Origin of the sequence: Bacillus sp. 491mf, assembly GCF_900112415.1 — a bacterium.
Classification (GTDB): Bacteria; Bacillota; Bacilli; order Bacillales; family Bacillaceae_G; genus Bacillus_A.
Genome location: NZ_FOLV01000041.1, coordinates 1 through 26,764, shown reverse-complemented (window position 1 = coordinate 26,764; position 26,764 = coordinate 1). Strand labels below are relative to the sequence as shown.

At 34.8% G+C, this 26,764-nt stretch carries 25 protein-coding genes; 18 read left to right on the top strand and 7 right to left on the bottom strand.

All coding sequences use genetic code 11. The features are described 5' to 3' along the window. Nucleotides 1–35: 35 nt before the first annotated feature. On the bottom strand, nucleotides 36–1,670 hold the full coding sequence (locus BM211_RS22090) for a putative polysaccharide biosynthesis protein (RefSeq protein WP_090999597.1): 1,635 nt from the start codon (nucleotides 1,668–1,670) through the stop codon (nucleotides 36–38). Nucleotides 1,671–2,113: 443 nt separating this feature from the next. On the opposite strand from BM211_RS22090, the gene BM211_RS22085 reads away from it, so the two are divergent. Continuing rightward, entirely contained in the window at nucleotides 2,114–2,377 is a 264-nt protein-coding gene (locus BM211_RS22085) for a CD3324 family protein (protein WP_035434445.1), read from the top strand. A gap of 150 nt (nucleotides 2,378–2,527) precedes the next feature. Beyond that, nucleotides 2,528–3,166: a FusB/FusC family EF-G-binding protein gene (locus BM211_RS22080; protein ID WP_035434444.1), complete on the top strand. Its 639-nt coding sequence runs from the start codon at nucleotides 2,528–2,530 to the stop codon at nucleotides 3,164–3,166. Between the two features lie 62 nt (nucleotides 3,167–3,228). Here the strand turns inward: BM211_RS22080 and msrA are convergent, their stop codons facing one another. Together msrA and BM211_RS22070 are read right to left on the bottom strand one after the other, a co-directional pair. Then, entirely contained in the window at nucleotides 3,229–3,765 is a 537-nt protein-coding gene (msrA, locus tag BM211_RS22075) for a peptide-methionine (S)-S-oxide reductase MsrA (RefSeq protein WP_090999596.1), read from the bottom strand. 93 nt (nucleotides 3,766–3,858) lie between these two features. Continuing rightward, entirely contained in the window at nucleotides 3,859–4,992 is a 1,134-nt protein-coding gene (locus BM211_RS22070; protein ID WP_035434442.1) for a CapA family protein, read from the bottom strand. A gap of 258 nt (nucleotides 4,993–5,250) precedes the next feature. Between BM211_RS22070 and BM211_RS22065 the strand changes: the two genes are divergently transcribed. Together BM211_RS22065 and BM211_RS22060 are read left to right on the top strand one after the other, a co-directional pair. Further along, nucleotides 5,251–6,174: a GNAT family N-acetyltransferase gene (locus tag BM211_RS22065; protein WP_141771689.1), complete on the top strand. Its 924-nt coding sequence runs from the start codon at nucleotides 5,251–5,253 to the stop codon at nucleotides 6,172–6,174. Nucleotides 6,175–6,431: 257 nt separating this feature from the next. Beyond that, nucleotides 6,432–7,136: a CPBP family intramembrane glutamic endopeptidase gene (locus tag BM211_RS22060; protein WP_035434439.1), complete on the top strand. Its 705-nt coding sequence runs from the start codon at nucleotides 6,432–6,434 to the stop codon at nucleotides 7,134–7,136. Nucleotides 7,137–7,288: 152 nt separating this feature from the next. On the opposite strand, the gene BM211_RS22055 is transcribed toward BM211_RS22060, so the two are convergent. Then, entirely contained in the window at nucleotides 7,289–8,050 is a 762-nt protein-coding gene (locus tag BM211_RS22055; protein WP_035434435.1) for a DODA-type extradiol aromatic ring-opening family dioxygenase, read from the bottom strand. Between the two features lie 220 nt (nucleotides 8,051–8,270). Between BM211_RS22055 and BM211_RS22050 the strand changes: the two genes are divergently transcribed. The 9 genes from BM211_RS22050 (at nucleotide 8,271) to BM211_RS22010 (ending at nucleotide 17,025) form a co-directional block, all read left to right on the top strand. After that, nucleotides 8,271–9,194: an alpha/beta fold hydrolase gene (locus BM211_RS22050; RefSeq protein WP_035434434.1), complete on the top strand. Its 924-nt coding sequence runs from the start codon at nucleotides 8,271–8,273 to the stop codon at nucleotides 9,192–9,194. A 73-nt stretch (nucleotides 9,195–9,267) separates the two neighbouring features. Next, a complete protein-coding gene (locus tag BM211_RS22045) occupies nucleotides 9,268–9,846 on the top strand; it encodes an AAA family ATPase (RefSeq protein WP_035434433.1) in 579 nt (192 codons plus the stop codon). A gap of 152 nt (nucleotides 9,847–9,998) precedes the next feature. Next, nucleotides 9,999–10,445, top strand: a complete 447-nt coding sequence (locus BM211_RS22040) for a GNAT family N-acetyltransferase (protein WP_035434432.1) — start codon at nucleotides 9,999–10,001, stop codon at nucleotides 10,443–10,445. 46 nt (nucleotides 10,446–10,491) lie between these two features. Further along, on the top strand, nucleotides 10,492–10,851 hold the full coding sequence (locus tag BM211_RS22035; RefSeq protein ID WP_035434431.1) for a YunG family protein: 360 nt from the start codon (nucleotides 10,492–10,494) through the stop codon (nucleotides 10,849–10,851). Between the two features lie 99 nt (nucleotides 10,852–10,950). Next, entirely contained in the window at nucleotides 10,951–12,258 is a 1,308-nt protein-coding gene (locus BM211_RS22030; RefSeq protein WP_090999594.1) for a bifunctional S-methyl-5'-thioadenosine deaminase/S-adenosylhomocysteine deaminase, read from the top strand. Nucleotides 12,259–12,410: 152 nt separating this feature from the next. Continuing rightward, nucleotides 12,411–14,045: a peptide ABC transporter substrate-binding protein gene (locus tag BM211_RS22025; protein ID WP_090999592.1), complete on the top strand. Its 1,635-nt coding sequence runs from the start codon at nucleotides 12,411–12,413 to the stop codon at nucleotides 14,043–14,045. Nucleotides 14,046–14,285: 240 nt separating this feature from the next. Beyond that, nucleotides 14,286–14,984, top strand: coding sequence for a response regulator transcription factor (locus BM211_RS22020; protein ID WP_035434848.1), 699 nt, complete (start codon nucleotides 14,286–14,288; stop codon nucleotides 14,982–14,984). A 19-nt stretch (nucleotides 14,985–15,003) separates the two neighbouring features. Next, on the top strand, nucleotides 15,004–16,044 hold the full coding sequence (locus BM211_RS22015; protein ID WP_090999603.1) for a sensor histidine kinase: 1,041 nt from the start codon (nucleotides 15,004–15,006) through the stop codon (nucleotides 16,042–16,044). A gap of 84 nt (nucleotides 16,045–16,128) precedes the next feature. Next, complete coding sequence (locus BM211_RS22010) at nucleotides 16,129–17,025, top strand: M23 family metallopeptidase (protein WP_090999590.1); 897 nt, start codon at nucleotides 16,129–16,131, stop codon at nucleotides 17,023–17,025. Between the two features lie 85 nt (nucleotides 17,026–17,110). Here BM211_RS22010 and BM211_RS22005 read toward each other — a convergent pair whose 3' ends face one another. The 3 genes from BM211_RS22005 to BM211_RS21995 all read right to left on the bottom strand — a co-directional run bounded on the left by BM211_RS22005 (nucleotide 17,111) and on the right by BM211_RS21995 (nucleotide 20,313). Continuing rightward, nucleotides 17,111–18,406 (bottom strand): Nramp family divalent metal transporter, encoded by a 1,296-nt coding sequence (locus BM211_RS22005; RefSeq protein WP_090999589.1) that lies wholly within the window; start codon nucleotides 18,404–18,406, stop codon nucleotides 17,111–17,113. A 686-nt stretch (nucleotides 18,407–19,092) separates the two neighbouring features. After that, the gene (locus BM211_RS22000) at nucleotides 19,093–19,752 is read right to left on the bottom strand and encodes a PspA/IM30 family protein (RefSeq protein ID WP_035434782.1); all 660 of its coding nucleotides are present in this window, start codon (nucleotides 19,750–19,752) and stop codon (nucleotides 19,093–19,095) included. Nucleotides 19,753–19,755: 3 nt separating this feature from the next. Continuing rightward, nucleotides 19,756–20,313, bottom strand: coding sequence for a hypothetical protein (locus BM211_RS21995; protein WP_035434780.1), 558 nt, complete (start codon nucleotides 20,311–20,313; stop codon nucleotides 19,756–19,758). Nucleotides 20,314–20,708: 395 nt separating this feature from the next. On the opposite strand from BM211_RS21995, the gene BM211_RS21990 reads away from it, so the two are divergent. From BM211_RS21990 to BM211_RS21970, 5 genes are all read left to right on the top strand, one after another. Continuing rightward, nucleotides 20,709–21,020: a metal-sensing transcriptional repressor gene (locus BM211_RS21990; RefSeq protein ID WP_035434778.1), complete on the top strand. Its 312-nt coding sequence runs from the start codon at nucleotides 20,709–20,711 to the stop codon at nucleotides 21,018–21,020. A 12-nt stretch (nucleotides 21,021–21,032) separates the two neighbouring features. Then, nucleotides 21,033–23,429: a heavy metal translocating P-type ATPase gene (locus BM211_RS21985; protein ID WP_090999587.1), complete on the top strand. Its 2,397-nt coding sequence runs from the start codon at nucleotides 21,033–21,035 to the stop codon at nucleotides 23,427–23,429. 21 nt (nucleotides 23,430–23,450) lie between these two features. Continuing rightward, nucleotides 23,451–23,654, top strand: a complete 204-nt coding sequence (gene copZ / locus BM211_RS21980; RefSeq protein ID WP_035434774.1) for a copper chaperone CopZ — start codon at nucleotides 23,451–23,453, stop codon at nucleotides 23,652–23,654. Between the two features lie 344 nt (nucleotides 23,655–23,998). Continuing rightward, a complete protein-coding gene (locus BM211_RS21975) occupies nucleotides 23,999–24,922 on the top strand; it encodes a CobW family GTP-binding protein (protein WP_090999586.1) in 924 nt (307 codons plus the stop codon). A 1,284-nt stretch (nucleotides 24,923–26,206) separates the two neighbouring features. After that, on the top strand, nucleotides 26,207–26,764 hold a 558-nt coding region (locus tag BM211_RS21970), incomplete at its 3' end, for an aromatic amino acid transport family protein (RefSeq protein ID WP_305728502.1).

Genomic DNA, 26,764 nt, shown 5'->3' with positions numbered 1-26,764 from the left:
TGTAACTTATATTTCAAGTTACACCTCTTTAATATTTATCGTTTTAATTTCTTCAATAGCGGAAGTCGATTGATACGATCGCCAAGAATGTCAGAAGCAAGACCGCTTGTGAATACAAAAGCGAAGTAAACAATTCCGCCAAGAGCACCGCATACGACCACAATTACTAATGACTCCATATATGATTGGCCAGGAATTAACCATTTTAATAACGTTTTTGAGCCAACTACTACAGCAGACATCGCAGCTGAGTAAATGGTAATAAGCAATATCGTTTTACCAGTTTTTACGATGTTAAACTTTGTATATTTCACAATGCAGTATAACATAATTACATCAGAAACGAGGTAACCAAGTATAGTTCCTAATACAGCGCCGTGTCCACCTAGTACGTATAAAAGTGGCGTGTTGACAACGACTTTTACAAGAATACCAGCTGTAAAAGCAATCATTGTTTTACGCTGATAATCAATACCTTGTAAAATAGCAGCTGATACGGTGAAGATCGCACTCATTACAGCGGATGGTGCGTATGAGATTAAATATTGTGACCCATCTAATGCTGTATGGTGATCAAAATATACCATGCGAAATGCATCGTATGCGATGCTCGCAAGTCCAAATGATGCTGGAATTGTAAAAAATAATAAGACTGTGAAAATCTTTTCAATTTGGTTTTGCAGCTCATCTAATTTACCACCCGTAAATGATTGTGTAATCGCCGGGATGATTGTAAGCGAAAAGCCTGTTGCTAGTGATGCCGGTATCATAATCAACTTTTGAGCATAGTTCGTAATGTAAGCGAACACAGCGTTTGCTTTATCAAGTGGTGTACCTATTGCTTGCAGTGCATCAGCAACAGTATATTGATCCACTAATGTATAAAGCGGAATGGCAATACCTACAAAGACAATTGGAATCGCATACCGAAGTAGTTCCATATAAATCTTTGTTAAGGAAAGCGAGGAAGAGCGTGTTTTTCGTTCTCCTTCTGGCGCACGAAGTCCATTGTATTTTCTCCAATACATAACGAGCATGGAAACACTGGCAATTGCACCAATAACAGCGCCAAATGTTGCAACTGCTACAGAAGATGCTACAGATCCGCCTAATAGTTTAGAAACGATAAAGCTTCCAACTAAAATAAAAACAACACGAGCAATTTGTTCCACAACTTGTGAAACAGCACTTGGTTTCATATATTGGAAACCTTGGAAATAACCGCGGGTAACACTCATTGCAGGCACGATAATAAGAGCAAAACTTAGTGCGCGCATTGTTAATGTTACATCTTCGACGAATCCAGGCTCAGGTGTTTTAGAGCGGATAATTAATTCTGATACGTATGGTGCGCCGAAAAATAAAATTAGGAAACCAAGGAATCCCATAACCATCATTACTTTTAAGCTTGAGTTGTATAGCTTTTTACTTGTACTGTAATCTCCTAAAGCGTTATATTTGGCAACAAATTTGGAAACGGCGATAGGAATACCTGCCGTTGAAAAGCTTAGTAAAATCCCATACCAGGAGTATGCATAAGAATATAAAGCAACTCCTTGACTTCCAACTAAAGCTTGAAATGGGAAGAAATAAATAAAACCTAAAATACGTGAAATCATTGTCGCACCGCTTAGCAGTGCAGTGCCTTTTAATACTTTTGAAGTAGACAAAATACTTCCTCCTACTCTGGTTGCTTAAGAATCATCTTTTTCTACTATAAACTTGTCTTAGTATTTTATAAAGTAAAATACTAAATTTATTATTACAGAATTTTTACAAAGTGTGTTTGTTTGCGAAATTTTAGTAGGGGGTTGTAAAGATAAGTACACTTCTTAATAATACAATTATTAAAAGATACAAAGATGCAATTAGGAAAAATTTATCATATAATAATGTTGATTCATAAGAAATATTTGGGAGGTGATGATATGGCGATTATAATGAAATTGCTAGATACTGCATCGTCTCATGCAAAGCCAAATATGGAAACGGCGATACTTTGCGTGAGGTAGAGATGTAACATACAATCGCCTGAATGGACTTGTATCATTTCTCTTATATTTGGCTTTGCACCTTATTTAGATGAAACATAAAAAATAAGGGGCGAGCGGAAATGAAATATGTAAAAGCAGCGACTGTTTTACCTGAACAGTTGATTATAGAAATTCAAAAGTATGTGCAAGGAGAAACGATTTATATTCCAAAACAAGAAAATGCTTATCATAAGTGGGGCACACGCTCTGGAGGAAGAAAGCAACTTGATGAACGAAATAAAGCAATTAAACATGCTTTTCAAAACGGAACAGTAATTCATCAACTAGCAGAAGAATATTTTCTCTCCATTGAAACTATAAAAAAAATAGTGTACTCGAAATAAATAAAAATAAATCATTGGCACTGAGTATTTTATATAAATACGCAGTGCTTTTTATGTAAAGTTTGTTTCTAAATGGTTTTCTGCATTTTATAAAGTGAATTTATTGTTTAAAATAAAAATAGATAAACAATTTTGTATGGAGTGATAGGAATGAATACCTTTATTAGAAATGATCAATACAACTTCATAAAATCACAAGCTCATATTCTAGCGAATGGACATGCAACTGCGAATGATAAGGGAGTTATTGCTGCACTGAAATCCTTGGCGATAGAAAAAGTACTACATCTATTTGAGGATCTGACAGATGAACAAAAAGAATTAATGGATATGATTTTGACGATTGAAAATAGAGAGGATGCAGAATTATTTTTGTGCAAGTTATCGCCATATGTCATACCGTTTCAAGAAGTGTCCGAGCAAACATTAAAAAAATTATTTCCTAAGGCTAAAAAGCTTAAACTGCCCAATATGGAAGAAATTAATATGAAAGAGACATCTTATCTAAGTTGGATTGATAAAGGGACAAACAGAAAGTTCATAATAGCTCGTAAAGATAATAAACTTGTAGGTGTGCAAGGTACATTTCAAAGTATAAATAAAAAAGGGATTTGTACATTATGTCACAAACATGAAGAAGTGGGAATGTTTCTTGTTGAAATAAAAGGTGATGTACCAGGTACTTTTGTTAAGAAGGGAAACTATATTTGCAAAGATAGTATAGTATGTAATAGGAATATGACTTCACTTGACAAATTAGATGATTTTATTGAGAGATTGAGAAAATAAGTAATAGATATGAATAGGAAAAAGAAAAAGGACACTGCTATTTGCGTCCTTTTTCTTTTATATTATTTCTTTTGCCAGTTTGCTTTAATAAAGTCTTCGCGGCCAGATTCTTTTTGTTCCTTGGCATATTTCTCTGGATTCTTTTTATAAAAATGTTGATGATATTCTTCTGCTTCGTAAAAGGGAGCAGCTGGGCGGATTTCTGTTACAATTGGGTCATTAAACATACCGCTTTCTGCTAATGCTAACTTCGATTTTTCAGCAAGTTCTTTTTGTCCTTCATTATGATAAAAAATTGCTGTACGGTAAGATGGACCGCGGTCGAAAAATTGTCCACCGTCATCTGTTGGGTCGATTTGTGGCCAATATAAATCTAATAACTTTTGAAAAGGGAATAAAGTAGGATCAAATGTAATTTGAACGACTTCTAAATGTCTAGATTCCCCTGATTTGACATCTTCATATGTTGGATTTTCAACATGTCCTCCTGCATAACCTGAAAGGACTTTGTGTATGCCAGGCAGTTCATCAAATGGTTTTACCATACACCAAAAGCAACCGCCAGCAAAAGTTGCAAGTTCATATTGTTTTTCTTCCATTGTATGTAATCCCCTTAAATTGATATGTTTTATATAGTATCATATATGTTTTAAATCACCGCAAGAGAAAAGTTAGGAAGAATAGTAAAATAATTATTGTGAGCGTTTATTCATAATCTCTCCATTTTGATTAATTTGTACATCGTTTGAAATAGATTGTAAATATTGCAACATATTTTGTTTTTCTGTACCTTGAAGCGGCGTAATTTGGTTATTACGAATCATATATGGATTAAATGACATGCGGACGTCGTTTCCTTTAAATTTCATTGTTAGAACTCCAGTTTCTGCGCTATGTCCTTTTACATAATCAGGGAAGAGGAAGTTTCCAAGTGAGTATGCAACAGGAACTTTGTTGTAATATTCAAAGCCTTGTAACCAGTGAGGATGACTTCCAACAATTGCATTTGCACCTGCTTCTACTATTTTTTGTACATATTCTTTTTGATAAGCAGCAGGACGATTTGTTTTTTCGACTCCCCAATGCATATACACGATCATATAATCGGCATCTTTCTTTTGCTCTTTAATTGTTTTGGTGACTAAGTTTAAATCATAGCCATTTGCAATTCCTGGTTTGTTATCTGTAGCTATCCATGCAGCATCAGGCATAAAACGAACGAAAGAGAGGAATTTAAACTTTTTCCCCTTAATTGTAACTTCTCTTGCTGTATATGCATCTTTTGCATTTTTTCCTGCGCCGATATACGGAAATCCCATTTTTTCAACATGCGAAATTGTATCCAATAAGCCGTCTTGATAATAATCGAGTGTATGATTATTTCCGATATTAACAATATCATAGCCTGTATTTTTAATCGCTTTTAACGTAGAAGGATCGCTTTTAATCCAAAACAGTTGGCCAGGATATTTTTTCTCGCGAGTTGTAAACGCAGATTCTAAATTTACAAATGAGTAGTCCGCTTTTTCTATTTCCGGTTTTACATGCTGAAATGGATAATCAGCACCTTTACTTTGAATAACAGGGCGTAATTGCCAATCAAACATTGTATCACCCGAGAATGTAAGAGTAATCTCAGGATCTTCTTTCGGTTTTTTTGTTTGTTCTTTTCCTTTAGCTTTTTCTGTTTGTTTATTTTTTACCCCTGTATTTTGATCATTTTTCGTGTCTGAACTTAGCGCATAGTTAATCAATAAGATTATCGGGGTAAAGAGTACAGCTAATACTATAGTCCGTTTTAGTAATGTTCTTTTACGAATTTTCATATGTAGTCCTTTCCTTATAAAAATAGTGTGTAGAGTTGTTTGTTTTAAAAAAATATTCAAATATAACACTTTAAGGATTTTTATATGAAGTTAACTCGAGAAGTCTCATTTCTACTTATAACTTTATATGAAAATGAATTTGAATGAAAGTAACAAAATTGAAATTTCTCTTTAAGAACAATAGTATCTTGTTTTATAATATTAATATTCGGACTTTTTTGTTTTTTGGAAAGGGGGATAGAAGTTATGGGAAACTTAGTGAATGGCCTATTCATTAGAGCAACGACACAAGAAGATTTACAACAAATTGTAAATCTATGCACGATTTACGATCAAGCTATTTATGGTGAAATTGATACAACAGAAGAGGATATTATCAACTCATGGAAAGATATTGATGTGAGTAAGAGCTCTTCTGTTGTTATAAATGAAGAAGAAAATATAATCGGATACGGGATTCTTACCGGAAATGAAGCACAATTTCCTTCTGCTGTATTAATAAATCCTGATTACATACAGCAAGGTATTGAATATTCATTATTGTCAATGCTTGAAGAGCGAGCTACGGAGCTCGTAGAGTATTCTTCTCGCTTGGACGGTACGATTGTAACACAAGCAAATAATAACTATGAGGAAGAAGTATTAGCAGAAGCTGGTTTTACTCCAACTCGTATTTGGTGGGAGATGGGGATTGAATTAAAATCAAATGTTCCATCTCCACTATGGCCAAAAGAGATTACTGTACGACATTACATACCAGGTGTGGATGATGGAGGGTTACATCAAGCTTTTAATGAAGCCTTTGCAGACCACTGGAATTCGCATCCTTCTTCACTTGAAGAGTTTTTGAAACGTACCGAAAGAGAGGGATTCCATCCTACATTATGGTCACTAGCGATGCATGGAGATGAAGTAGTTGGTTTTATCTTTAGTAAAAAGAGTACTGATAATAAAGCTGAAATTACTCACTTAGGTGTATGTCGTTCAAGGCGTAAACAAGGATTGGGATTAGCGCTATTACATCATGCATTTGGTCAATTGCAACAAGAAGGGATTTCTAAGGTTCATCTAAATGTAGACTCTGAGAATATTACAGGTGCACCACGCGTATACGAAACAGCTGGAATGAAAGTGCAGAGTAAATTTGTACGGTTTGATAAGGAAGTTTCTGTTAGGAAATAAAGTAGAAGTCCAGTGGTGAATTACTGGACTTCTTTGGCTTTTCGATGTGGGATTGAAATAAAGTCACGATGCTTTATCCCTTTAGGTAATCCTATCTAAAGGGGTGTTTTTTACTCTGGGAGTGAAATTATGTCGCTTGGATACCTGTCTTCCTGATCCATCAATTTATTTAATTCCTCATGAAAATGAAGGTTGTAAATGACGTTACGTCATCTATTATAGTTAGGATATAGAATACAAAGAAAGAGGAATGGTAAATGAAGAAAAGCGACATGAATTGGAAGGAGCAAGACCATTGGGGATTAAAAGAATTTCTATTAATGATGCTACTTGAATTTGTATTTGTTATAGGATGCATAAAATTCTTAGTAAAGCCCATTTATTCTCAGTGGTTTGATAATGAGTTATATTCAGGAACTTTAATAGGATTAACAATAGCGATTGTTTTAGTTTTAGGTGTATATTTTATCGTTCTTCGTCCAAAGAAACTTTCTTGGAGTGAAGTAGGAATCAGATCATTATCTATGAAGGATTGGAAAATTATTGTCTTACTAACTATTATATTAATGGTTGGTGATGTAATAGTGATGGCACTTACTAGCTTTATTGGGAATACTTATGAGAATAGCAAAACTGAAGCTATGCAGCAAAACGTAAATTTCTTTACAGTTCTTATTGCTTTTATTTCTGCGGCGGTCATTTCACCAATATATGAGGAAATATTTTATCGTGGTTTTTTATATCGATGGCTACGTACACGCTTAGGAATGATAGTGGCCATTTTTCTAAGCTCAGTAATCTTTACAATTATCCATATTCCAACTTATAACGCGATGCCTGTAAACTTCTTGAGTGGTATAGTCTTTGCATGGGCGTATGAACGAACCAATTCAATTTGGGCGCCAGTCATCATTCATGGTCTAACTAATGGAATTATGGTGCTGCTGACAACGATGGGATAGTAAAAATTGTTGTCAGCAGGTGAAGTATCCAATGCTACTGTATACATGCTTTTAAAACATCCTATTTTCACTTTAGATAGTGAACTATATTCAAAATCAACTATCGGGGAGTTTTTGTTGAGTAAAAATGATCAAACTTTTATAAATAGTAATTAAAATTGTAAACAAAGATAACTTAAAGTTCCAAATTCATAGCTCCGATGAATCACTTTAGCCTTAGCATTACCACTCCCCATTGCAATAAATAGAGGAACAAAATGTTCTGCTCTTGGCACAGCTAAACGTGCATGCGGAGCTTCTGCTTCCCAGTTGAATAGGGCTTCTATGTTGTTGCGTTGGATTTGATCAATCAGCCATTCATCAAATTCAACAGCCCATGGTTCAGGTGTAGTTTGGTCCCACTTTAACATTCGCAAATTGTGCACGGTAACACCGCTGCCGATGACTAAAATATTTTCTTTCCCAAGTCCTTGAAGGGTTTTTCCAATTTCATATTGTTCTCTTGCGGGAAGGAAGGGGTTCACTGAGATTTGAACAACAGGTATATCAGCTTTTGGGTACATACGATGCAGGAGTGTCCAGGAACCATGATCTAATCCGCGCGCTGTATCTTGTTGAACTGCTATCCCTTGCTTTTTGAATTTCTCTTCTAACATAGCAGCAATAGTTGCCGAACCTTTTGCTGCGTATTTTATTTCATATAGTTCAGGAGGAAAACCGCCAAAATCATAAATTGTTTCATATTCATTATTTGAAGAAGAAATAGTTAAAACTTCACTTTCCCAATGAGCTGTAAAGATGACAATTGCTTTTGGTTTGTAAGTTTCACCAAGTGTTCGTAAAAAACTTGTATATTCTGTATCTTGAATGGCTAGCATAGGTGACCCATGCGCTAAAAAAAGAGATGGCATCATGTTGATTACCTCCAATAATATAATTACTTTATGTAAGTTACTATATATAATTATTTATATTTCGTCAAGAATGAATTGACAGAAATTTAAAAATCATTATTTGTAATAAGGAAAGCTTTTACATATAATTTATAGTAAGAAAAATGAAAGATGATTCATTTTGAATGGATGTAGATTCGTATTGTTGAGAAATAGATAATAGATTTGGAGGTCGTTCAAAATGAATAGACAAGAAAACTTCGTTATGACGTCGGATGGAACGGAAATTTATTTACGTCAATGGTTACCAGAAAGTGAACCTCGTGGGATAGTTCAAATTGCACATGGAATGGCGGAACATACTGGTGCGTATATAGAATGTATTGAAGCATTATTGGAGGCTGGATATGGGGTATATGCTTATGATCATCGAGGACATGGAAAAACAGTGAAGCAGGAAGAAGATTACGGCCATTTTGAGCCGAATGTGGGCTGGGATCAAGCTGTTTCTGATGTGATTTTTGTTTCAGAGCTTATTCGTAAGAAACATACCTGTCCACTTTTCTTATTAGGACATAGTATGGGTTCTTTCCTATCAAGATGTGCCGTACAGATTCGCGGTGAATTATATAATGGATTTCTTATTTCCGGAACGGGAGGGAATCCAGGGCTTTTAGGAGCTATTGGCCATAAAGTAGCAACAGTGGAAATGAAACTGCGGGGTGTAAAAACGAAAAGCCCGATGTTGAACTTTTTATCATTTGGTAATTTTAATTCGCATTTTAAGCCAAACCGTACGAAGTTTGATTGGTTGTCTTCTGATACGAATCAAGTTGATAGATACATAGAGGACTCATTATGTGGATTTATTTGTACAACGAGTTTTTACCGTGAATTATTTAACGGTGTGCTGACTGTGAACAAGCTTGAAGCATATAAGAAAACACCAAAAGATTTACCTATCTATATTTTTTCGGGAGACCGTGATCCAGTCGGAAACATGGGAAAAGGTGTACAAGAAGTGTACGACATGTATAAAAAATGCGGTGTTAAAGATGTTACCATCCGTTTATATAAGAACGGAAGGCATGAAATGCTCCATGAGGTAAACAGACAGGAAGTGTTCCAAGATGTGATTTCTTGGTTAGACGAGCATGGACAGTAGTGATTTGTAACAAATGAAGATTCAACAATTATGAGTAGCATGAGCCGTTTGTTTCACGATGGAGGTTGAAGTTATGAAAAGGTTAGTAATTATTACAGTAGGTAAAACGCATAGTGGGAAAACTACATTTGCAAGAGCTCTAGAAAAAGGGTTAAATAACTCTTTTGTTATGGACCAAGATAACCACGCTGAATTTATAAATACTAATTATGAGAAGTTACAACCAACAGAAGGACCGAATACTCTTAAGCATGGCCTTTCAAAATTCATTGTCGATTATGCAAAAGAACATACAGATTTACATCTTATTATTTGCAACTCAAATCGAAGTCGAAATGGGCGATTATATTTATTTGAAGAGTTGTTTAATAAAGCTGAATTTGTCCGTATCTTGGTTCATTTTGATATTCCAGATGATGTTCTTCAAAAACGAGTTACTCAAAGTGAGCGAAGTACCAATATATTTAGAGGTGCGTATTCTAATTTTGAGGAAGTGCTTGTTCGACAACAGGCTGAATCCCTAAAAGAAGATGTAATAGATCCAGTAGAAGGTGAAGCAGATCATTTATTTGTCATTAAAGACAACGAAGAAGTTGATTCTGTTATTAAAGAGGTTATTCATATCGCTAAATGTTTATCCTTTGTTCGTTGATTAGTTAAAGAAGAACACAGTTAAATTGCTGAAGAGCTTGGAGGGATTTCCGGGTTCTTTTTTTCGAGGATAGGAGATAATGTTGCGAATAATATTCAGAAATAAAAGAATTTTATTCTCGGTATCTATGATATACAAAAGGAGAGAACTACATGATTGTTAGGGAAGCGTTTTTACAAGAAGCAAACGAATTAAGTAACGTCGCATTGTCCTCAAAAGCAACTTGGAATTATAGTGAAGAATTTATATTAGCATGTAAGGAAGACTTAACAATTACAGAACAATATATTAAGAATAATTATGTTTACATTTTAGAAGAAAACCAAGATATGATTGGCTTTTTTTCTTTTCAGAGAAGAGAAGTTGACAGTCTTGATTTTCTATATCTACACCCAATTTATAAAGGAAAAGGCTATGGCAGAATTCTTTGGGAAAGCGTTGTCCAAAAAGCGGGTGAATTAAATATAAAGAGCTTTACGATTGATAGTGATCCAAATGCGAAAGGGTATTATGTGAAAATGGGAGCGGAATTAATAGGTGAAACACCCTCTACTGTTTTTAAAAATCGTATGCTGCCGCTTTTACGGTATGATGTGTAAATTAATTTTAATTTGATATTTTGAATTCAGTTAGGGGATGCTAAGTATGGTGTATAAGGACATAGAAAAGATGAGCGAGGTTTTGTTTCGATCTTGGTCAAAAGAGACAAGTTCAAAATGGGCACTAGATAATCCGGCGAAAGGGCAATGCGGTGTAACAGCCTTAGTAGTTCATGATTTGTTTGAGGGCGAAATTATGAAGACAAAGGTTTCGGAAGGATGGCACTTTTACAATTTCATCAACGGTAAAAGATATGATTTTACTGCATCGCAATTTTTGGACGAGATAGCATATACTGACATGCCTTCTAATAGAAAAGAAGCATTTGCAGATACAAATGAGATGCAATATGATGCTTTAAAACAAAAGGTTCGTATCCATATAAAGGAATGTATTTTATATTAATTTATCTTTTGACTCTTATCAGTAAATAAGTTACTATAACGGTAGTAACTTATTTGGAGGAAATATTTATTTCTAAAAGAGTCGAGAGGGGAAATTCTTTTGAAAACAGCATATGTAAGCGCTACAATCGTGACTTTGAATGAAAAAAATGAAGTGTTGCAAAATGGATATATCATTGTAGAAGATGACCAAATTATAGAAATACAATCAGGAGAATTACCGAGCGGAAAAGAAGTGGATCAAGTCATTAATCTTCATGGAAAGTGGGTATTGCCAGGTTTGGTAAATACACATACGCATGTCTTGATGAGCATTTTACGCGGAATAGGCGATGACATGCTTTTAAAGCCATGGCTTGAAACGAGAATTTGGCCGCTTGAAAGTCAATTTACACCAGAGCTTGCTGTTGCGAGCACAGAGCTAGGTTTATTAGAAATGGTGAAAAGCGGGACAACAACATTTTCTGATATGTTTAATCCAATTGGAGTAGATCAGGATTCTATTATGGAAGCTGTTCGTAAAAGTGGTATGCGAGCAGCTGTTTCTCGAACATTATTTAGCTTCGGAACGAAAGAGGATGAAAAGAAGGCAATTCAAGAAGCGGAGAAGTATGTGAAACGTTATGCCAATAAAGATGGCATGTTAACAACGATGGTTGCTCCTCATAGTCCATATGCATGTTCAACTGAAATGTTAGAAGAGTGTGCACGAATTGCAGTGGAAAATAAGACGATGGCCCATATTCATCTTTCTGAAACAGAACGTGAAGTTCAAGATATTGAAGCGCAATATGGAAAACGGCCAGTAAAGTATGTAGCAGATTGTGGATTGTTCAAAAGACCGACTGTAATTGCTCACGGTGTTGTGCTAAATGATAATGAGCGCACTTTCTTAGCAGAACATGATGTGCGTGTTGCTCATAATCCGATTAGTAATTTAAAATTAGGATCGGGTATCGCGAACGTTCGTGCAATGTTAGAGAGCGGCATAAAAGTCGGAATTGCAACAGATAGTGTGGCCTCTAATAACAATTTAGATATGTTTGAAGAAATGCGCATTGCCACTTTATTGCAAAAAGGTGTTCATAAAGACGCGACAACATTACCTGTTGAAACACTTCTCACATTAGCGACAAAAGTAGGGGCAGAGGTAATCGGGATGAACCAAACAGGTTCATTAGAAGTAGGCAAGTGTGCTGACTTTATTACAATTGATCCATCTAAAAAGCCACATTTACAACCTGCAGAAGAAGTATTGTCACATCTTGTATACGCAGCGAGTGGAAAAGACGTTTCAGATGTTGTAATTAATGGAAAGCACATTGTTTGGAACGGTGAATGTAAAACGTTAGATGAAGAGCGTATAATTTTTGAAGCAAGCCGTTATAAACAAGGATTGAGCATGTAAATAGTAAGAGAAGGCTATCCTTTCATTAAATGAAAGGGTAGCTTTCTTGTTTATATTTGAAAGAATAAAAATTCGGTGAAATGTAACACTTTTGAGATAATTATTCTGTTATAATATATAACGCTTTATAACTTTATTAAAGGAGCCGATTTATGAAACAACCTGAACGACTACTGATAGGAATTATACTTGCCACCTCTTTATTGATTTCAGCTTGTAGTAACAATTCGAGTAAACAGAAGGAAGTAAGTGAAAAACAAGTATTAAATGTAACGATATCAGAAGAAATTCCGTCCTTAGATACTGCAAAATCAATGAGTGGTACATCATCGCATGTCATGCAAAATATATTTGAAGGGTTATATGTACTTGATGAGAGAGATAATCCAGTACCAGGTGTTGCAAAATCTTTTGAGAAAAGTACAGATGGGAAAACATATATCTTTCATTTACGCAAAGATGCAAAATGGTCGAACGGGGATGCTGTAACAGCAAATGATTTTGTTTATTCATGGCAGCGTACACTGAACCCGCAAACAGCATCGCAATATGCAAACATGTTATATTATATAAAAAATGCAGATGCAATAAATAAAGGAGACTTAACTGTTGATCAATTAGGTGTAAAAGCGATTGACGATGTTACATTAGAGGTACAGTTAGAGAAACCGATCCCTTACTTTCTTAATTTGTTAACACTTCCTGTTTATTTACCACAGCACAAATCGTTTGTTGAGGGAAAAGGAAGTAAGTATGGATTAGAACCAGCCGATATGATTTACAACGGTCCATTTGTATTATCGGAATGGAAACATGAGCAAGAATTTAAGTTGAAGAGAAATGATACATATTGGGATAAAAATAACGTGAAATTAGAAGAAATTAATTTTCATATTGTAAAAGAGATAGCAACAGCAGTTAATTTGTATGAAACTGGTAGTATCGATCGTACGCCAATTAATTCTTCGTTTGTTGACAAATATAAAGGAAAAAGTGATTTTCATACAACAAAAGACCCTGCTATAGCTATGTTACGATTTAATCAAAAAAATTCTGCACTAGCAAACACAAAATTACGACAATCGATTTCTATGGCTTTAAATAAAGAAGCAATAGTAAATCATTTTCTAAACAATGGTTCAACAGCCGCTCAAGGACTAATACCAAAAGGATATAAGAATGAAAAAGATGGAAAAGATTTCAGAAAAGAAAACGGTGACCTTTCCGTATATAATGTTGAAAAGGCAAAGACTCTTTGGGGAGATGCGAAAAAAGAGCTTGGTGTAGACCAGATAACACTTGAATTTTTAACATTTGAACAGGACCAAGCGAAGCTGATAGCGGAATATATAAAAGGAGAACTTGAAAAGAATTTACAAGGATTAACAATAAAAATAAAACCGCAACCGTTTAAACAAAAATTGCAACTTGAACAAACAGGGCAGTATGATATATCGCTGTTTGTATGGGGACCGGATTACAAAGATCCGATTAGTTATTTAGAATTATTTACGACAGATAATCCAAATAATAAAATGAATTTTTCTAATAAGCGATATGATGAATGTATAAATAGTGCGAGAAATGATCTGTTATTGGAAGAGAAAAAGCGCTGGGAATCTATGCAAGAAGCGGAAAGAATCTTAATACAAGATGCTGCTATTGCACCGCTTTACTATATCGGTTCAGCTTACGTTCAAAAGGAATATGTAAAAGGGATTGAAAAGCATCAATTTGGTGGTGTTTATACGTATAAACATGCTTATATAAGTGGAAAAGAGAAATAAATAAGAGATTAAGTAGCTAAGTGCTTTGAATAAGCCTTAGCTATTTTTTTATAGTATTTACGCAAATAAACTTTTCTATATAGGTAAGAGCAATTGGACATGCATCGAAGTAAATTATATGTTGATCAAAATGTATATAGATTGTTTAGAGCTTATAATATTTAGAGGTTTTTATGTTATGAACATGATACTATAAAATCGTGGGAAATATTTCAAATATACATAAAAAGAGGATGAAGTATGAAACAACAATCTATATTAGTCGTAGATGATGATAAGGATATCGTTCAAATGATTGAAGTGTATTTACAACAAGAAGGCTACAAAGTTATAAAAGCTTATGATGGAGAACAAGCATTACAGCTCTTATTGGAACATGATATTGAATTGGCGATCCTTGATATTATGATGCCGATTATGGATGGAATTGAAGTGTGCAGGAGAATACGAGAAAATTATAATATACCTGTAATGTTCTTAAGTGCAAAATCAACGGATGTAGATAAAGTTATCGGATTAAGCACAGGGGCAGACGATTATATTGGGAAGCCATTTAGTCTAATTGAGCTGATAGCACGAGTAAAAGCGCAGTTAAGAAGATACAAATATTTAAACCAAACTCCGATACAGATGATTGAAAAAAAGATTCAAATTAGAGAATTAGAAATAGATGAGGCCTCTAGAAAGGTACTGTTATATGGAGAACATATTAATCTTACAAAGACAGAATATGAGATTTTGCATCTGATGGCAACACACCCAAACCGCGTATTTACGCTAGAAGAGATATATGAAAGTGTTTGGCGAGAAGCAGCTTATGAAAGTAATAATACTGTCATGGTCCATCTAGCAAGATTAAGAGGGAAGATAGAAGCGAATCCGAAAGAGTCAAAATTTATCCAAAATGTATGGGGAGTAGGATATAAAATTGAAAGCTAAATTATTTCAAGGATTAAGAATGAAGTTTTTTTTCATTTTTATATGCAGTATTGTATTTGCAACTTTATGTATTGTGTTCTTTCAAAATGCTATTAGTCATGTATATGGAAATACAGTGGAATTAGAGGAGAAGTACTCTTTTCTATATTTTGTTATTTTTTTGATCTTAACTTCATTCTTTTACCTTCTATTATCAAAGAATATGATATTGAGATTAGAAGAAATGAATCAAAATGTAGAAGAAATTAGCAAGGGAAATTTAAATGTACAAATACAAACAATGAAAAACGATGAAATAGGACAACTTGCAACAAATATTAATAAAATGACAAACAGTTTAAAAGAGTCAATTGAAAACGAAAAATTTGCACAAAAGCTGAAAAATGAGATGATTAGTAATATTTCTCATGATCTGCGGACACCAGTAACATCGTTAATTGGCTATGTGGATTTAATAGAACGTAATCTTGATATGAACAAAGAGAATTGTCAGCAATATGTAAAGGTTGTAAAACGTAAAAGTCATGAATTGAAAAATCAAGTAGATGACTTACTTGAATATTGTCATATTAATTACAGAGAGATTCAGTTGCATAAAGAAATTGTAGGAGTTAAGCAATTAGTAGAACAAGTTATGATTGATTTTATTCCCCAACTAGAAGCGGCACGAATGACCTTTCATATAGAAGGTAATCAAGATTTACAAATAGAAGCGGATATCAGTTTACTAGTAAGATTAATGCAAAATATAATTAGCAACAGCATCTTTTATGGGAAATCTGGAAGGGAAATTGATGTGCGGATTTTTCAGGAAGATAGAGATATTAAGATAAACTTTAAAAATTATGGGAAGAAAATTTCACAAGAAGATGTCCCTTATATATTTGAAAAATTTTATCGGGGGGAAAAGTCACGAAGTGCTCATACAGGTGGAAAAGGGATGGGGCTTGCTATTGCTAAGAGCATCGCCAATATACATAAAGGTGATATTACAGTATGCAGTGATGACAAGGAAACTGTGTTTACACTCATTTTGCCGCAATATTCAACAAAATCGTAAGGAAGTTGTAAGTATTTCTTTCAAATGTCGTAATTATTATTTTGTACGATCTTAATATAAGACATTACAAATGGAGGGAATACGATGTGGAAGAAATGGATAATGATCATGTTTATTGTAATATTAGCAGTAGGTTGGGGTTCTGTTTATTTAGCAACCGGTATTGTGTCTGTTTTAGCTTGGTGGGCAATGCAAGTTTTTAGTATAGTAGGTTTCATTAGTATAATTATTACGATATGTGTAATAGTGGGTAAAGTGTTTTCTAGAAGTAAAATACATAAAACAACCGCAACGATTTTTATTCTATCCACAGCTGCTGCTTGGCCGGTATGTTGGTTTGTTGGAATTGGACAAATCGCTTATCCAATAAATGTTGATTCGGCTACACCGAAAGTAACGATTCGACTTCCGTTTAATGAAACTGTTCGAGTAGGATGGGGAGGAGAGCGACTTCAAACAAATTACCATGCTATCGAACCAAATCAACGATGGGCGTATGATTTTATTGCTCCGCAAAAAGGAGTGAAAAATTCTCAATTAGAGGATTATGGCATATACGGTGTGGAGGTAATAGCGCCTGCATCAGGAACCGTTATATCTGTAAAAGATTCAGAAGCTGATTTAACACCAGGAAATGAAAATTTTAAGTCCATGACAGGTAATCATATTTATATACGGTTAGATGAGACCGGAACATATCTTGTCCTCGCTCATCTAAAACAGGAATCTGTCAAAGTGAAAACAGGGCAACGTATACAGGAAGGAACAGTAATTGCTCGTGTTGGCAATTCTGGAAATTCTAGTGAACCACATTTACACATTCATCATCAACGGCAAGATCCATCTAAGACGAGTATGTTTCTTTCTGAAGGATTACCTTTATATTTTCGCGATATAGACGGACCATCTATGCCAAAAGGGGGAATTCGTATAGAAGATGGAAGAGATGTACCGACGGGGGATGTTATTTCATCAATTTGAGATCATTATTTGCCTTATACATACTAAAATAAAAAAGAGAATGCCATACAACTCTAATAATTTAGGTTTGTAGGCATTCTCTTTTTTAACCAACAAATGTTTGATACAACAAAAATATATTTAAAGCGATAATTAATACGGCAATTATCCATGCAAGTGCTGTTGTAATGCGATGGTTGACAAGACCACCCATAATGCTCTTTTTACTTGTAAAGACGATAAGTGGAATTAATGCAAATGCAATTCCAAATGATAAAACGACTTGACTCATTACGAGGGCATGAGTTGGGTTCACACCTAATGCAATAATAACAAGCGGTGGAACCATTGTTATAAATCGTCGCACATATAAAGGAATGTGCATACGGATGAATCCTTGCATAATAATATCACCGGACATTGTACCGACGGAAGAACTGGATAAACCGGCAGCTAGTAAACCAATTCCAAAAAGAGCTGCTGATGTAGGCCCGACTAAATGGCCAAATTCGCGAAAAGCGACATCTAAATCTTCGACATGTAGTCCGTTTTTGAAGAATAGGGAAGCTGCTACAATTAGCATACTTGCATTAATTGCTCCGGCAATGACCATTGCAATTACAATATCGATAAATTCAAAGCGGAAAATTTGTTTTCGCTCTGCATCTGTTGTTCCTACTACACGCCTTTGTGTTAAAGCGGAATGTAAATAAATTGCATGTGGCATAACAGTTGCACCTAAAATTCCTGCTGCCAGTAAAATGCTATTTACACCTTGAAACTGAGGAACGAATAGTCCCGATAGAAGAGGACTTAGTTCTGGTTTTGCGTAAAACACTTGGACGCCAAAAGCAATAACAACGATAAAGACCATACCAGTAATGATTGCTTCTAGTGGACGAAATCCTCTGCGTTGAAACTCTAGAATAATGAATGAACCTACTGCTGTAATGAATGCAGCGGGGAGCAGTGGAATATTAAATAATAAATTTAATCCTAAAGCAGCGCCGATAAACTCAGCAAGATCAGTTGCCATAATTACTAATTCACCTTGTATCCATAAACCGATGGAAACAGGTTTTGGAAAATGCTCACGAGCAACTTCGGGAAGGTTTTTCCCAGTAGCAATTCCTAATTTAGCTGATAAGGATTGAATTAAAACCGCCATTAAATTTGAAATAAGGATAACCCAAAGTAGTAAATAACCGTACTGGGACCCTGCCGCAATATTCGTGGCAAAATTCCCTGGATCAATATAAGCAACAGATGCGATAAAAGCGGGGCCTAAAAAAGGTAATAATCGTTTCAGTCCTTTTGTCTGACCGCTTAAAGCTAACTGTGCCGATTGCATCGTCCTGTTATTTGGCGGAAGATGTTCGCGCTCTTTTGTATTTTCTGTCATGTTTTGTTTCCCCTTTTGCTTGTTAACTTGATGCAATTTGTTTTATTTATTTTTGTCGTAAATTATATTTCTTTTATTTGAACATAAATTTTGCCTTTGTGCAAATTATATTACATTAGGAAAAATAGTGCTAGATTATTTATGTATATCAATGATAAGTCGAATATTTAGTAAGTATGGAAGAAATAGAGTGTTCGGTTATGAATACTTATATGCATTTAAAATAGGAGCAATAAAGTGAAACTTTAATCAGTGGGGGTTTTCTTCATTCCCCACTGATTATTAGTTGAACCAATCGGGCTTTTACGGGCAGCTTATCTCCCACCTAACTTCTTAAGAAAGGCGGAGGCGGCTCGCTCAGAATCGCAGGACGTTGGAGCACAGGGCGGAGAGGCGCTTTTTGCCTCGTCCGAGGGGGGCGAAACGACCGGAGATTCTAGCCGCTAGAGCTGGACAATGCTTTTGCTGAATTTTGAGGTGGGAGTATTACTGCCCGTTAATGTGGGATAAAGTTTTTACAAAGAAGCTGTGATTGCTTTGTGGAGTATGCTTTCTGTTTACAATGTTCATCGCTAGCAATGGAAAAAAAGATGGCTCGGGTCAAACCGAAACCATCTTTTTCTATTTTATAGGGTATAGTTCGAACATAATTGGCTTGTGTATACAAAATAGTGTAGATAAAGAAACTACTTATTTTCTTTTAATTTCTCTAATTCTTGTTTTATTTCTTCTTGTAAACCTTGGTTTAAACTCTCTGTTTGATTAGGAGATTTTAACTGATAAAAATAGTTGCTAGCAGCAGCTTCCGCTTCTAGTTTTTGCACGTAAGATTCGACGCGAGCAAAACCTTTCGTTGCATTTTCCGTATGGAAAGAAGCAAGTGCTGCGTTACTTTCTTTTATCGCTTGTGCCGCATTTAATCGAGAAACAAGAACGAGTTCTTTATATTGTAATTCTTGATATTTCTCTTGCAGTTTGTCAATTTGTTCATAAAGTGTGGCTGTTTGCTGTTTTGTTATTTCGTACTGTTCACGATATAGTGTAGCCTTCTTCTCATTTATGATTTTATCTTGTAAAGCTAGCTGTGCCATATGATCTTCTTCACGTGATACCGCAAGCTCAGCTTGACGAGTTCTTTTTGTGACAAGAGCATCAGTTTCTACAATTAACGCTTCATATTTCTTTTCTAAATAGAATTGGTGAGATAGCGCCTTTTGCGCCTTTGAAATTTGTTCTTCTGTTTCTCTCAGGTATTGCTTTAACATACTAACAGGGATTTCTAGCTTATCTAATGTTTGGTGCACATCTGCCATTACAATATTTTTAATTCGTTTAAAGATACCCATTGTTTACTTCTCCTCCTTACGAATATTCCGTTCCCATTGATCTAAAATATCTATTTGTTTTTGCATTGTTGAAACATTATACATAGGAATATTTATATGCTCACTTGTTATCGTTCTTTTTTGTCTAACCTTTTTATACGCCCAGGCAATCATTGCAGCAAGTGCAAGTATTGGAAAGAGTGGTAATAAACCAATAATTAGGATCAGTATTCCTGTCCACTTTTTAGCCATATTTCCTTCAGATTTGCGAAGAATTAACCAGCCGAAAAGAACAAGGCCAAGTTCTAGCAGAAATGGTAAAAATAATAGAACATCAAATCTCTTTTCATGATGCTTTTCATAATGAGTATGTCTTTCGAAGCTAGAAAAATCTTCTTTCTTTGTAAGGAAAGCTTGTCTCTCCTTATCGTGAGAAATACCATATTCAGCGTTCTTGTGCGTTTCATGATCCCATCTTTCTGACTTCATACTATGTAGTCCAAAGAACAGCAAAGTAAGAAGCAGTGGAAGGATCAACATCCATTTTAGCCAATACCATTTTTTACGTTTGTTCTTTTTCATCTGTTCACCACCTATCTATGATTCATTTTGTTTCAAGAAAAAGTGAATCCAGAACTACTGTTAATAGAGTCAAAATTTGAAGTGTGTATCTGGATTTATCACCTCGCTATATCTTTAATGATTATTAGTGTAAAACTTAGATGTGAGAAGGGCATGAAAGGGAAATGATGAAAATATGAGAAATATCTAAAAAAATTCTCATGAATCTTGAACAAGTTGCGTTACATAATCAGCTTCGTTTAATCAATGCAGGTGATTTATCACACCCCATCTATGTTCATGGGCGTGATATATATTGTCCTTGAAAAAATAGGCATATTAACAGTTGCTTCAGATACCCCCTACCCGTATAATGTATACAAAGAATGACAAAAATAATTCATGAGGTGATAGTAATGGATCATTGTGAAGGAAATCATATAGATCAAAAAATGGTTCCTCGAACAGAAGAGGAAATTCAAAGTGTGATGAAACGTTTAAAACGTATTGAAGGTCAAGTACGTGGTGTACAAAAGATGGTAGAAGATAATCGCTACTGTGTTGATATTTTAATTCAAATTTCAGCGATTAACGCAGCGTTAAATAAGGTCGGTTTTTCTTTATTGGAGCGTCATACAAAGCATTGCGTTGCAAAAGCAATTCATGAAGGGAATGGGGACGAATCGATTCATGAATTAATGAATGTCATTAAGCAGTTTTCGAAATAGGAGGGGTATACAATGGGGAATCAAAAACATGTTACGCTTGGCGTAACAGGAATGACATGTGCAGCTTGTGCCACCCGAATTGAAAAAGTGCTAAATAAAATGGATGGGGTAGAAGCTAATGTAAACTTAGCGATGGAAAAAGCAAGTATTAAATATGACCCGTCAAAGCAGGAAATCTCCAATATAAAAAACAAAATTGAAAAACTAGGATATAGCGTGGCGGAAGAAAAGGTTACTTTAGATATCGAAGGGATGACATGTGCAGCCTGTGCAAACCGAATTGAAAAAGTACTAAATAAAATGGAAGGTATTTCGAGTGCAACAGTTAATTTAGCTACAAATAGTGCTGTTGTAGAGTATAACGAAGGGTTAGTTTCTACAGAAAACATTCTTGAAAAGATAAAGAAACTAGGATATAAGGGACAAATCCGTAACGGAGAGGTAGATCATTCAGAAAGAAAGGAAGGAGTTATTAAGGAGAAAAGGCGTCAATTGCTGATTTCGATTCTCTTGTCCTTACCATTACTTTATACAATGTTTGGACATATGCCGTTTGATACAGGGTTACCAATGCCGCATATTCTTATGAATCCATGGTTTCAACTTTTATTAGCAACACCCGTTCAGTTTTATATTGGAGGACACTTCTATGTCGGGGCTTATCGTGCTCTTCGAAATAAAAGTGCGAATATGGATGTTTTAGTGGCCTTGGGAACATCAGCAGCTTACTTTTACAGTCTATATGAGGCATTGAAAACATTAGGAAAGGTAAACTACAATCCAGATCTCTATTTTGAAACAAGTGCCGTTTTAATTACATTAATATTAGTTGGAAAGTACTTTGAAACATTGGCAAAAGGCCGCACAACAGAAGCGATTTCTAAATTGCTAAGTTTACAGGCGAAAGATGCACTTGTCGTTCGCAATGGTCAAGAGGTGCGAGTGCCATTAGAAGAAGTTGTGATTGGAGATATCATGATTGTAAAACCCGGCGAAAAAATACCGGTAGATGGTATTGTGATTTCAGGGGTATCCTCTGTTGATGAATCTATGATTACTGGAGAGTCTATTCCAGTGGATAAAAAAGAAGGAGATTCTGTTATTGGTGCGACGATTAATGCAAATGGAATGCTAACCATTCAAGCTGAAAAAGTTGGAAAAGACACAGCATTAGCAGGCATTATTAAAATTGTTGAAGAAGCACAAGGTTCTAAAGCACCAATTCAACGATTAGCAGATATCATTTCGGGCATTTTTGTTCCTATTGTTGTAGCGATTGCTGTAGTTGCCTTTATAGTATGGTATTTCTTTATAACACCAGGAGATTTGCCAAAAGCATTGGAAGTAGGAATTGCGATTCTTGTCATTGCATGTCCATGCGCTCTAGGTTTGGCTACACCAACTTCGATTATGGTTGGTACAGGAAAAGGAGCAGAGAAGGGTATTCTCTTTAAAGGAGGTGAATACCTAGAAGGGACACATAAAGTCAATGCAGTGTTATTGGATAAAACAGGAACAGTAACAAAAGGAAAGCCAGAAGTGACTGATGTAATAGAATTTCAAAAAGGTATGCTGGATTATGCGATTTCAGCTGAAAGTGCTTCTGAACATCCATTAGCTCATGCGATAGTTGAACATGGAAAACAAAATGAGATAGAATTAAAAGAGTTACAGCACTTTTCAGCTATTCCAGGTCATGGTATTGAAGCGGGCATTGAAAGTAAAAAAGTTCTTGTTGGAACGCGTAAATTAATGAATGAGCAATCTATAGAAATTTCACAGCATGAAGAAATTTTGAAAGAATTAGAGTATCAAGGTAAAACAGCAATGCTTGTTGCAATTGATGGGGAAATGGCTGGAATAATCGCTGTTGCCGACACAGTAAAAGAAAGTTCAAAGGTTGCAATTGAAACACTGAAGCACATGGGAATTGAAGTATACATGGTAACGGGGGATAATCAACGTACCGCTGAGGCGATTGCAAAGCAAGTTCATATTGAGCATGTATTTGCGGAAGTATTGCCAGAGGAAAAGGCTAAGATTGTAGAGGATTTACAAAAACAAGGAAAGAGAGTAGCAATGGTAGGTGATGGTATTAATGATGCACCAGCTCTTGCAAAATCTGATATTGGTATGGCAATTGGAACAGGTGCAGATGTAGCAATTGAAACTGCAGATGTTACGTTAGTTGGTGGTGACTTATCACATATACCAAAAGCGATTGAGTTAAGTCGTAAGACGATGAAAAATATTCGTCAAAACTTGTTTTGGGCTTTATTCTATAACGCAATCGGTATTCCTGTGGCGGCTTTTGGATTATTAGAGCCTTGGGTGGCCGGAGCAGCGATGGCATTTAGTTCTGTATCTGTTGTGACGAACGCACTTCGCTTAAAACGCGTTAAAATATAAATGAATATGGAGGAATTTAATATGACTATCACATTAAACGTACAAGGAATGACATGTAATCATTGCAAAATGGCAGTAACAAACGCACTTACAGAGTTAGAAGGAGTACAAAATGTAGAAGTACAGTTGCAAGAGGGAACTGTAAATGTAGTATATGATGAAGCAAAAGTAGATGTAGAAAAAATGAAAGAAGCTATTGAAGATCAAGGATATGACGTGCAGTAAATAGTAAAAATTTAATAAATTTTTACTATAGAGGCCGTTTTATATAAGGAGCTGATTAAAAAGTCCAATTTTTAGTCAGCTCCTCTTATTTTTCAGTATGATTCAGCTTAGCGAATCGACGATATATTGCAAAGAATGGTCGAAACGGAAAAAGGACTAACTTCAAAAGGCACTTATATGCCTTTTGGGTCAGCTTCTTCGAATAGGCATGATCTCGTTTTGTTTACAAATAAAATTGAATTTACTAGAATAATATATAAAAATCATAATAATTACGCTTTATGGTAATGTTGTAAAATTAATTGCAATTATTGTTAGAAATAAAGGAATGGATGGTAACTCATATGAACAAAGTAGAAATTCATATATTAGGTGGTTTTTTAGGGAGCGGGAAATCAACGCTGCTTCAAAATCTTTTATTAGCGGAAAAGAAGAAAAATCGAAAAGTTGCAGTACTAATGAATGAAATCGGTGAATACTCCGTAGATACAGATATTGTAGGACGAGAAAATATTTTAAGAGAACTTTTAAAAGGCTGTATTTGCTGTACGATGAAAGATGAATTAGAAATTCAGCTACATTCCTTATATCAGGAGGAGAGACCGGATGTAGTTTATATAGAAACAACAGGCGTTGCGCATCCGATTGAAGTATTGGACGCTTGTCTTTCACCTATTTTAGCACCTTATATTGAAGTGAAATCGATTATTGTTGTATTAGATGCAATCAGGTGGTTAAATCGTGAGACTTTAAGTAAAAGTGTACAACAACTTTTAAATGAACAAATGAAGTATGGAAGTCATATTCTTATCAATAAATCAGATTTGCTTAGAGATGAAGAGAAGGAACGGATTGTTAAGGAAGTATCGTTAATAAATAAACACGCAAAATTATACGAAACACAATATTGTAATATATCTTTAGAAGATTTAGAAAAGGTACAGCTCGCAAGTAATCAAAATCACGAGAAATTACATGTGACACAGCATTTACATATTCAAACGATGACTTATCCATTTACAAAATCAATTAATCAAGACAAATTATACGAATGGCTTTCTAATTTACCAGAGGGAATTTACCGTGTAAAAGGATTTGTGAAGTTTCATGGTGATAAATACCCAACTTTACTGCAATACTCATTTGGTGTGCCATCTTTATTAGAGCAGGATTTTGGGTTCCCAACAAACCTTGTAATTATTGGAGAGAATTTAGATAAAGCGAAACTGAAGAAAGAACTAGAAATTTTGGAACAAGTTGAACTGTAAGGTTTGTGTACGGTTGTTTTTAGGTAAATATTTAAATAAGGGGGGAAGGACCATGCCCATCAACCTAGGAAAGCAGGTCACCCCCAAAACGATAAAGTGAAACTTTAATCAGTGGGGGGTTTCTTCATCCCCCACTGATTATCATCCCTCACCAATCGGGCTTTTACGGGCAGTAATACTGCCCACGAATAGCGGGATAAAATGAGCTTTCTTATTACAAGAAGGTTTAAAATTTCGTTATGGGGGTGCTGCAAAAATTTTACTTGGTGGCTATATGCACCAGAGCCTAAATAACTGTTCTTTTTCCATACTAATCACACACCTTTTGTAAAGTAATAATATCAGTATGTCTAAGATATATAAGAAAAAGTTCTTTTTTTCTGAAAAATGTATATAAATTCAATATTAATAATAAATATACAAAATAATTTTATACTCCCTTAATTTATTCCTGTTTCATCTACATTAATTATTTATTATAACAGCTTTCACGTCTAAAATAAGATATTACAATAAGGGAAAGTATAAATATCTTTATAATGACATTCTAATATAATCAATGAATTAATCAAAGGTAAGCTGTATTATTTTATTTTTATACTAAACTAATACAGCTTCAAACAATAGACACAGTTGCTACATGCCAAGTGTAATTTATTATCTATTCAAGATTCTGTATATTCAATCTTTCTAAAAATAAAAAAATATCATAACTCATAAATATACAAGCTATAATGAGGGCGTCGAGAGATAATCTATTACCTCTAGAGAAAATATCAAACCTGGTTCTGGTGCGGAAATTCTAAAGACCTTGCAAGTAATCTTCTTAAATTGGACATACTGATACGTTTACTCTAAGAAAGGTGTGTGATTAGAAGGGAAATTTATTCGACATGAAAATGGAAGCGCTATATTAAACTTCATGTCATTTAAGAAAATGAAATTTGGTGATAATTCTAATACAGTTTTTATTACAATTAAAGAAATAAACAGTTATTAGGAATATTATGAAATCGTTAACATTTCTATTCTCTATTGTTCTTCTAAGGATGTTTGTACATTTAGAGCCATTATCATTAAAATATACTACTATACAATTAGAATTTTTTGTAAACGCTAACAAATTCATCAAGTTGATGACTAGCGAATGTTTCGATTTTGATCAACTTAGAAGAAGGGTATACGATGCGCGGCACCTTGTAAGCAATTTATTTTTCAAGAATGGACTATATTCCTAAGCCTTAAAAAGAGACGTAAGAATAGGATACAAGGAGGAATTATTATATGAATGGGAATACTGCAAAAAAAATAGAACTTCAAGCTGAAAATACTGCAGTAAAAAATGAAAAATATCTAGACCCTAAAAAGTGGCATAAACAGGATACAACCTGGGCATTGAGTCTTTTTGGGACAGCAATTGGAGCAGGGGTACTCTTTTTACCTATTAATGCAGGTTCAGGTGGTTTATTATCATTACTGTTAATTACCATCCTTGCATTTCCAGTTATGTATTACTCACATAGGGCGCTTGCTAAAATGATATACGCTTCCAATTCTGCTGATGAGGGAATTACAGGTACAATAAGAGAGTATTTCGGAAATAAGGCAAGTATCATTTTTAATATAGTATATTTCGTTTCAATTTATACAATCGTGCTAATGTATTCGGTTGCACTTACAAATACTGCAAGTAGTTTTATCGTAAATCAATTGCACATGGACGAGCCTCCAAGGGCCATTTTATCGCTTGTATTAGTAATCGGTCTTATAGCTATACTAAATTTTGGTCAAGATATCACTGTAAAGATAATGAGCATGCTAGTATATCCTTTCATAGCTTCT

Coding starts and splice junctions, on each gene's coding strand:
- BM211_RS22085 (WP_035434445.1), top strand. CDS start 2,114: ATGAAATATGTAAAAGCAGCGACTGTTTTACCTGAACAGTTGATTATA.
- copZ (WP_035434774.1), top strand. CDS start 23,451: ATGACTATCACATTAAACGTACAAGGAATGACATGTAATCATTGCAAA.
- BM211_RS22050 (WP_035434434.1), top strand. CDS start 8,271: ATGAATAGACAAGAAAACTTCGTTATGACGTCGGATGGAACGGAAATT.
- msrA (WP_090999596.1), bottom strand. CDS start 3,765: ATGGAAGAAAAACAATATGAACTTGCAACTTTTGCTGGCGGTTGCTTT.
- BM211_RS22080 (WP_035434444.1), top strand. CDS start 2,528: ATGAATACCTTTATTAGAAATGATCAATACAACTTCATAAAATCACAA.
- BM211_RS22055 (WP_035434435.1), bottom strand. CDS start 8,050: ATGATGCCATCTCTTTTTTTAGCGCATGGGTCACCTATGCTAGCCATT.
- BM211_RS21985 (WP_090999587.1), top strand. CDS start 21,033: ATGGGGAATCAAAAACATGTTACGCTTGGCGTAACAGGAATGACATGT.
- BM211_RS22040 (WP_035434432.1), top strand. CDS start 9,999: ATGATTGTTAGGGAAGCGTTTTTACAAGAAGCAAACGAATTAAGTAAC.
- BM211_RS21995 (WP_035434780.1), bottom strand. CDS start 20,313: ATGAAAAAGAACAAACGTAAAAAATGGTATTGGCTAAAATGGATGTTG.
- BM211_RS21990 (WP_035434778.1), top strand. CDS start 20,709: ATGGATCATTGTGAAGGAAATCATATAGATCAAAAAATGGTTCCTCGA.
- BM211_RS22045 (WP_035434433.1), top strand. CDS start 9,268: ATGAAAAGGTTAGTAATTATTACAGTAGGTAAAACGCATAGTGGGAAA.
- BM211_RS22070 (WP_035434442.1), bottom strand. CDS start 4,992: ATGAAAATTCGTAAAAGAACATTACTAAAACGGACTATAGTATTAGCT.
- BM211_RS22020 (WP_035434848.1), top strand. CDS start 14,286: ATGAAACAACAATCTATATTAGTCGTAGATGATGATAAGGATATCGTT.
- BM211_RS22000 (WP_035434782.1), bottom strand. CDS start 19,752: ATGGGTATCTTTAAACGAATTAAAAATATTGTAATGGCAGATGTGCAC.
- BM211_RS21975 (WP_090999586.1), top strand. CDS start 23,999: ATGAACAAAGTAGAAATTCATATATTAGGTGGTTTTTTAGGGAGCGGG.
- BM211_RS22015 (WP_090999603.1), top strand. CDS start 15,004: ATGAAGTTTTTTTTCATTTTTATATGCAGTATTGTATTTGCAACTTTA.
- BM211_RS22005 (WP_090999589.1), bottom strand. CDS start 18,406: ATGACAGAAAATACAAAAGAGCGCGAACATCTTCCGCCAAATAACAGG.
- BM211_RS22060 (WP_035434439.1), top strand. CDS start 6,432: ATGAAGAAAAGCGACATGAATTGGAAGGAGCAAGACCATTGGGGATTA.
- BM211_RS22025 (WP_090999592.1), top strand. CDS start 12,411: ATGAAACAACCTGAACGACTACTGATAGGAATTATACTTGCCACCTCT.
- BM211_RS22010 (WP_090999590.1), top strand. CDS start 16,129: ATGTGGAAGAAATGGATAATGATCATGTTTATTGTAATATTAGCAGTA.
- BM211_RS22035 (WP_035434431.1), top strand. CDS start 10,492: ATGGTGTATAAGGACATAGAAAAGATGAGCGAGGTTTTGTTTCGATCT.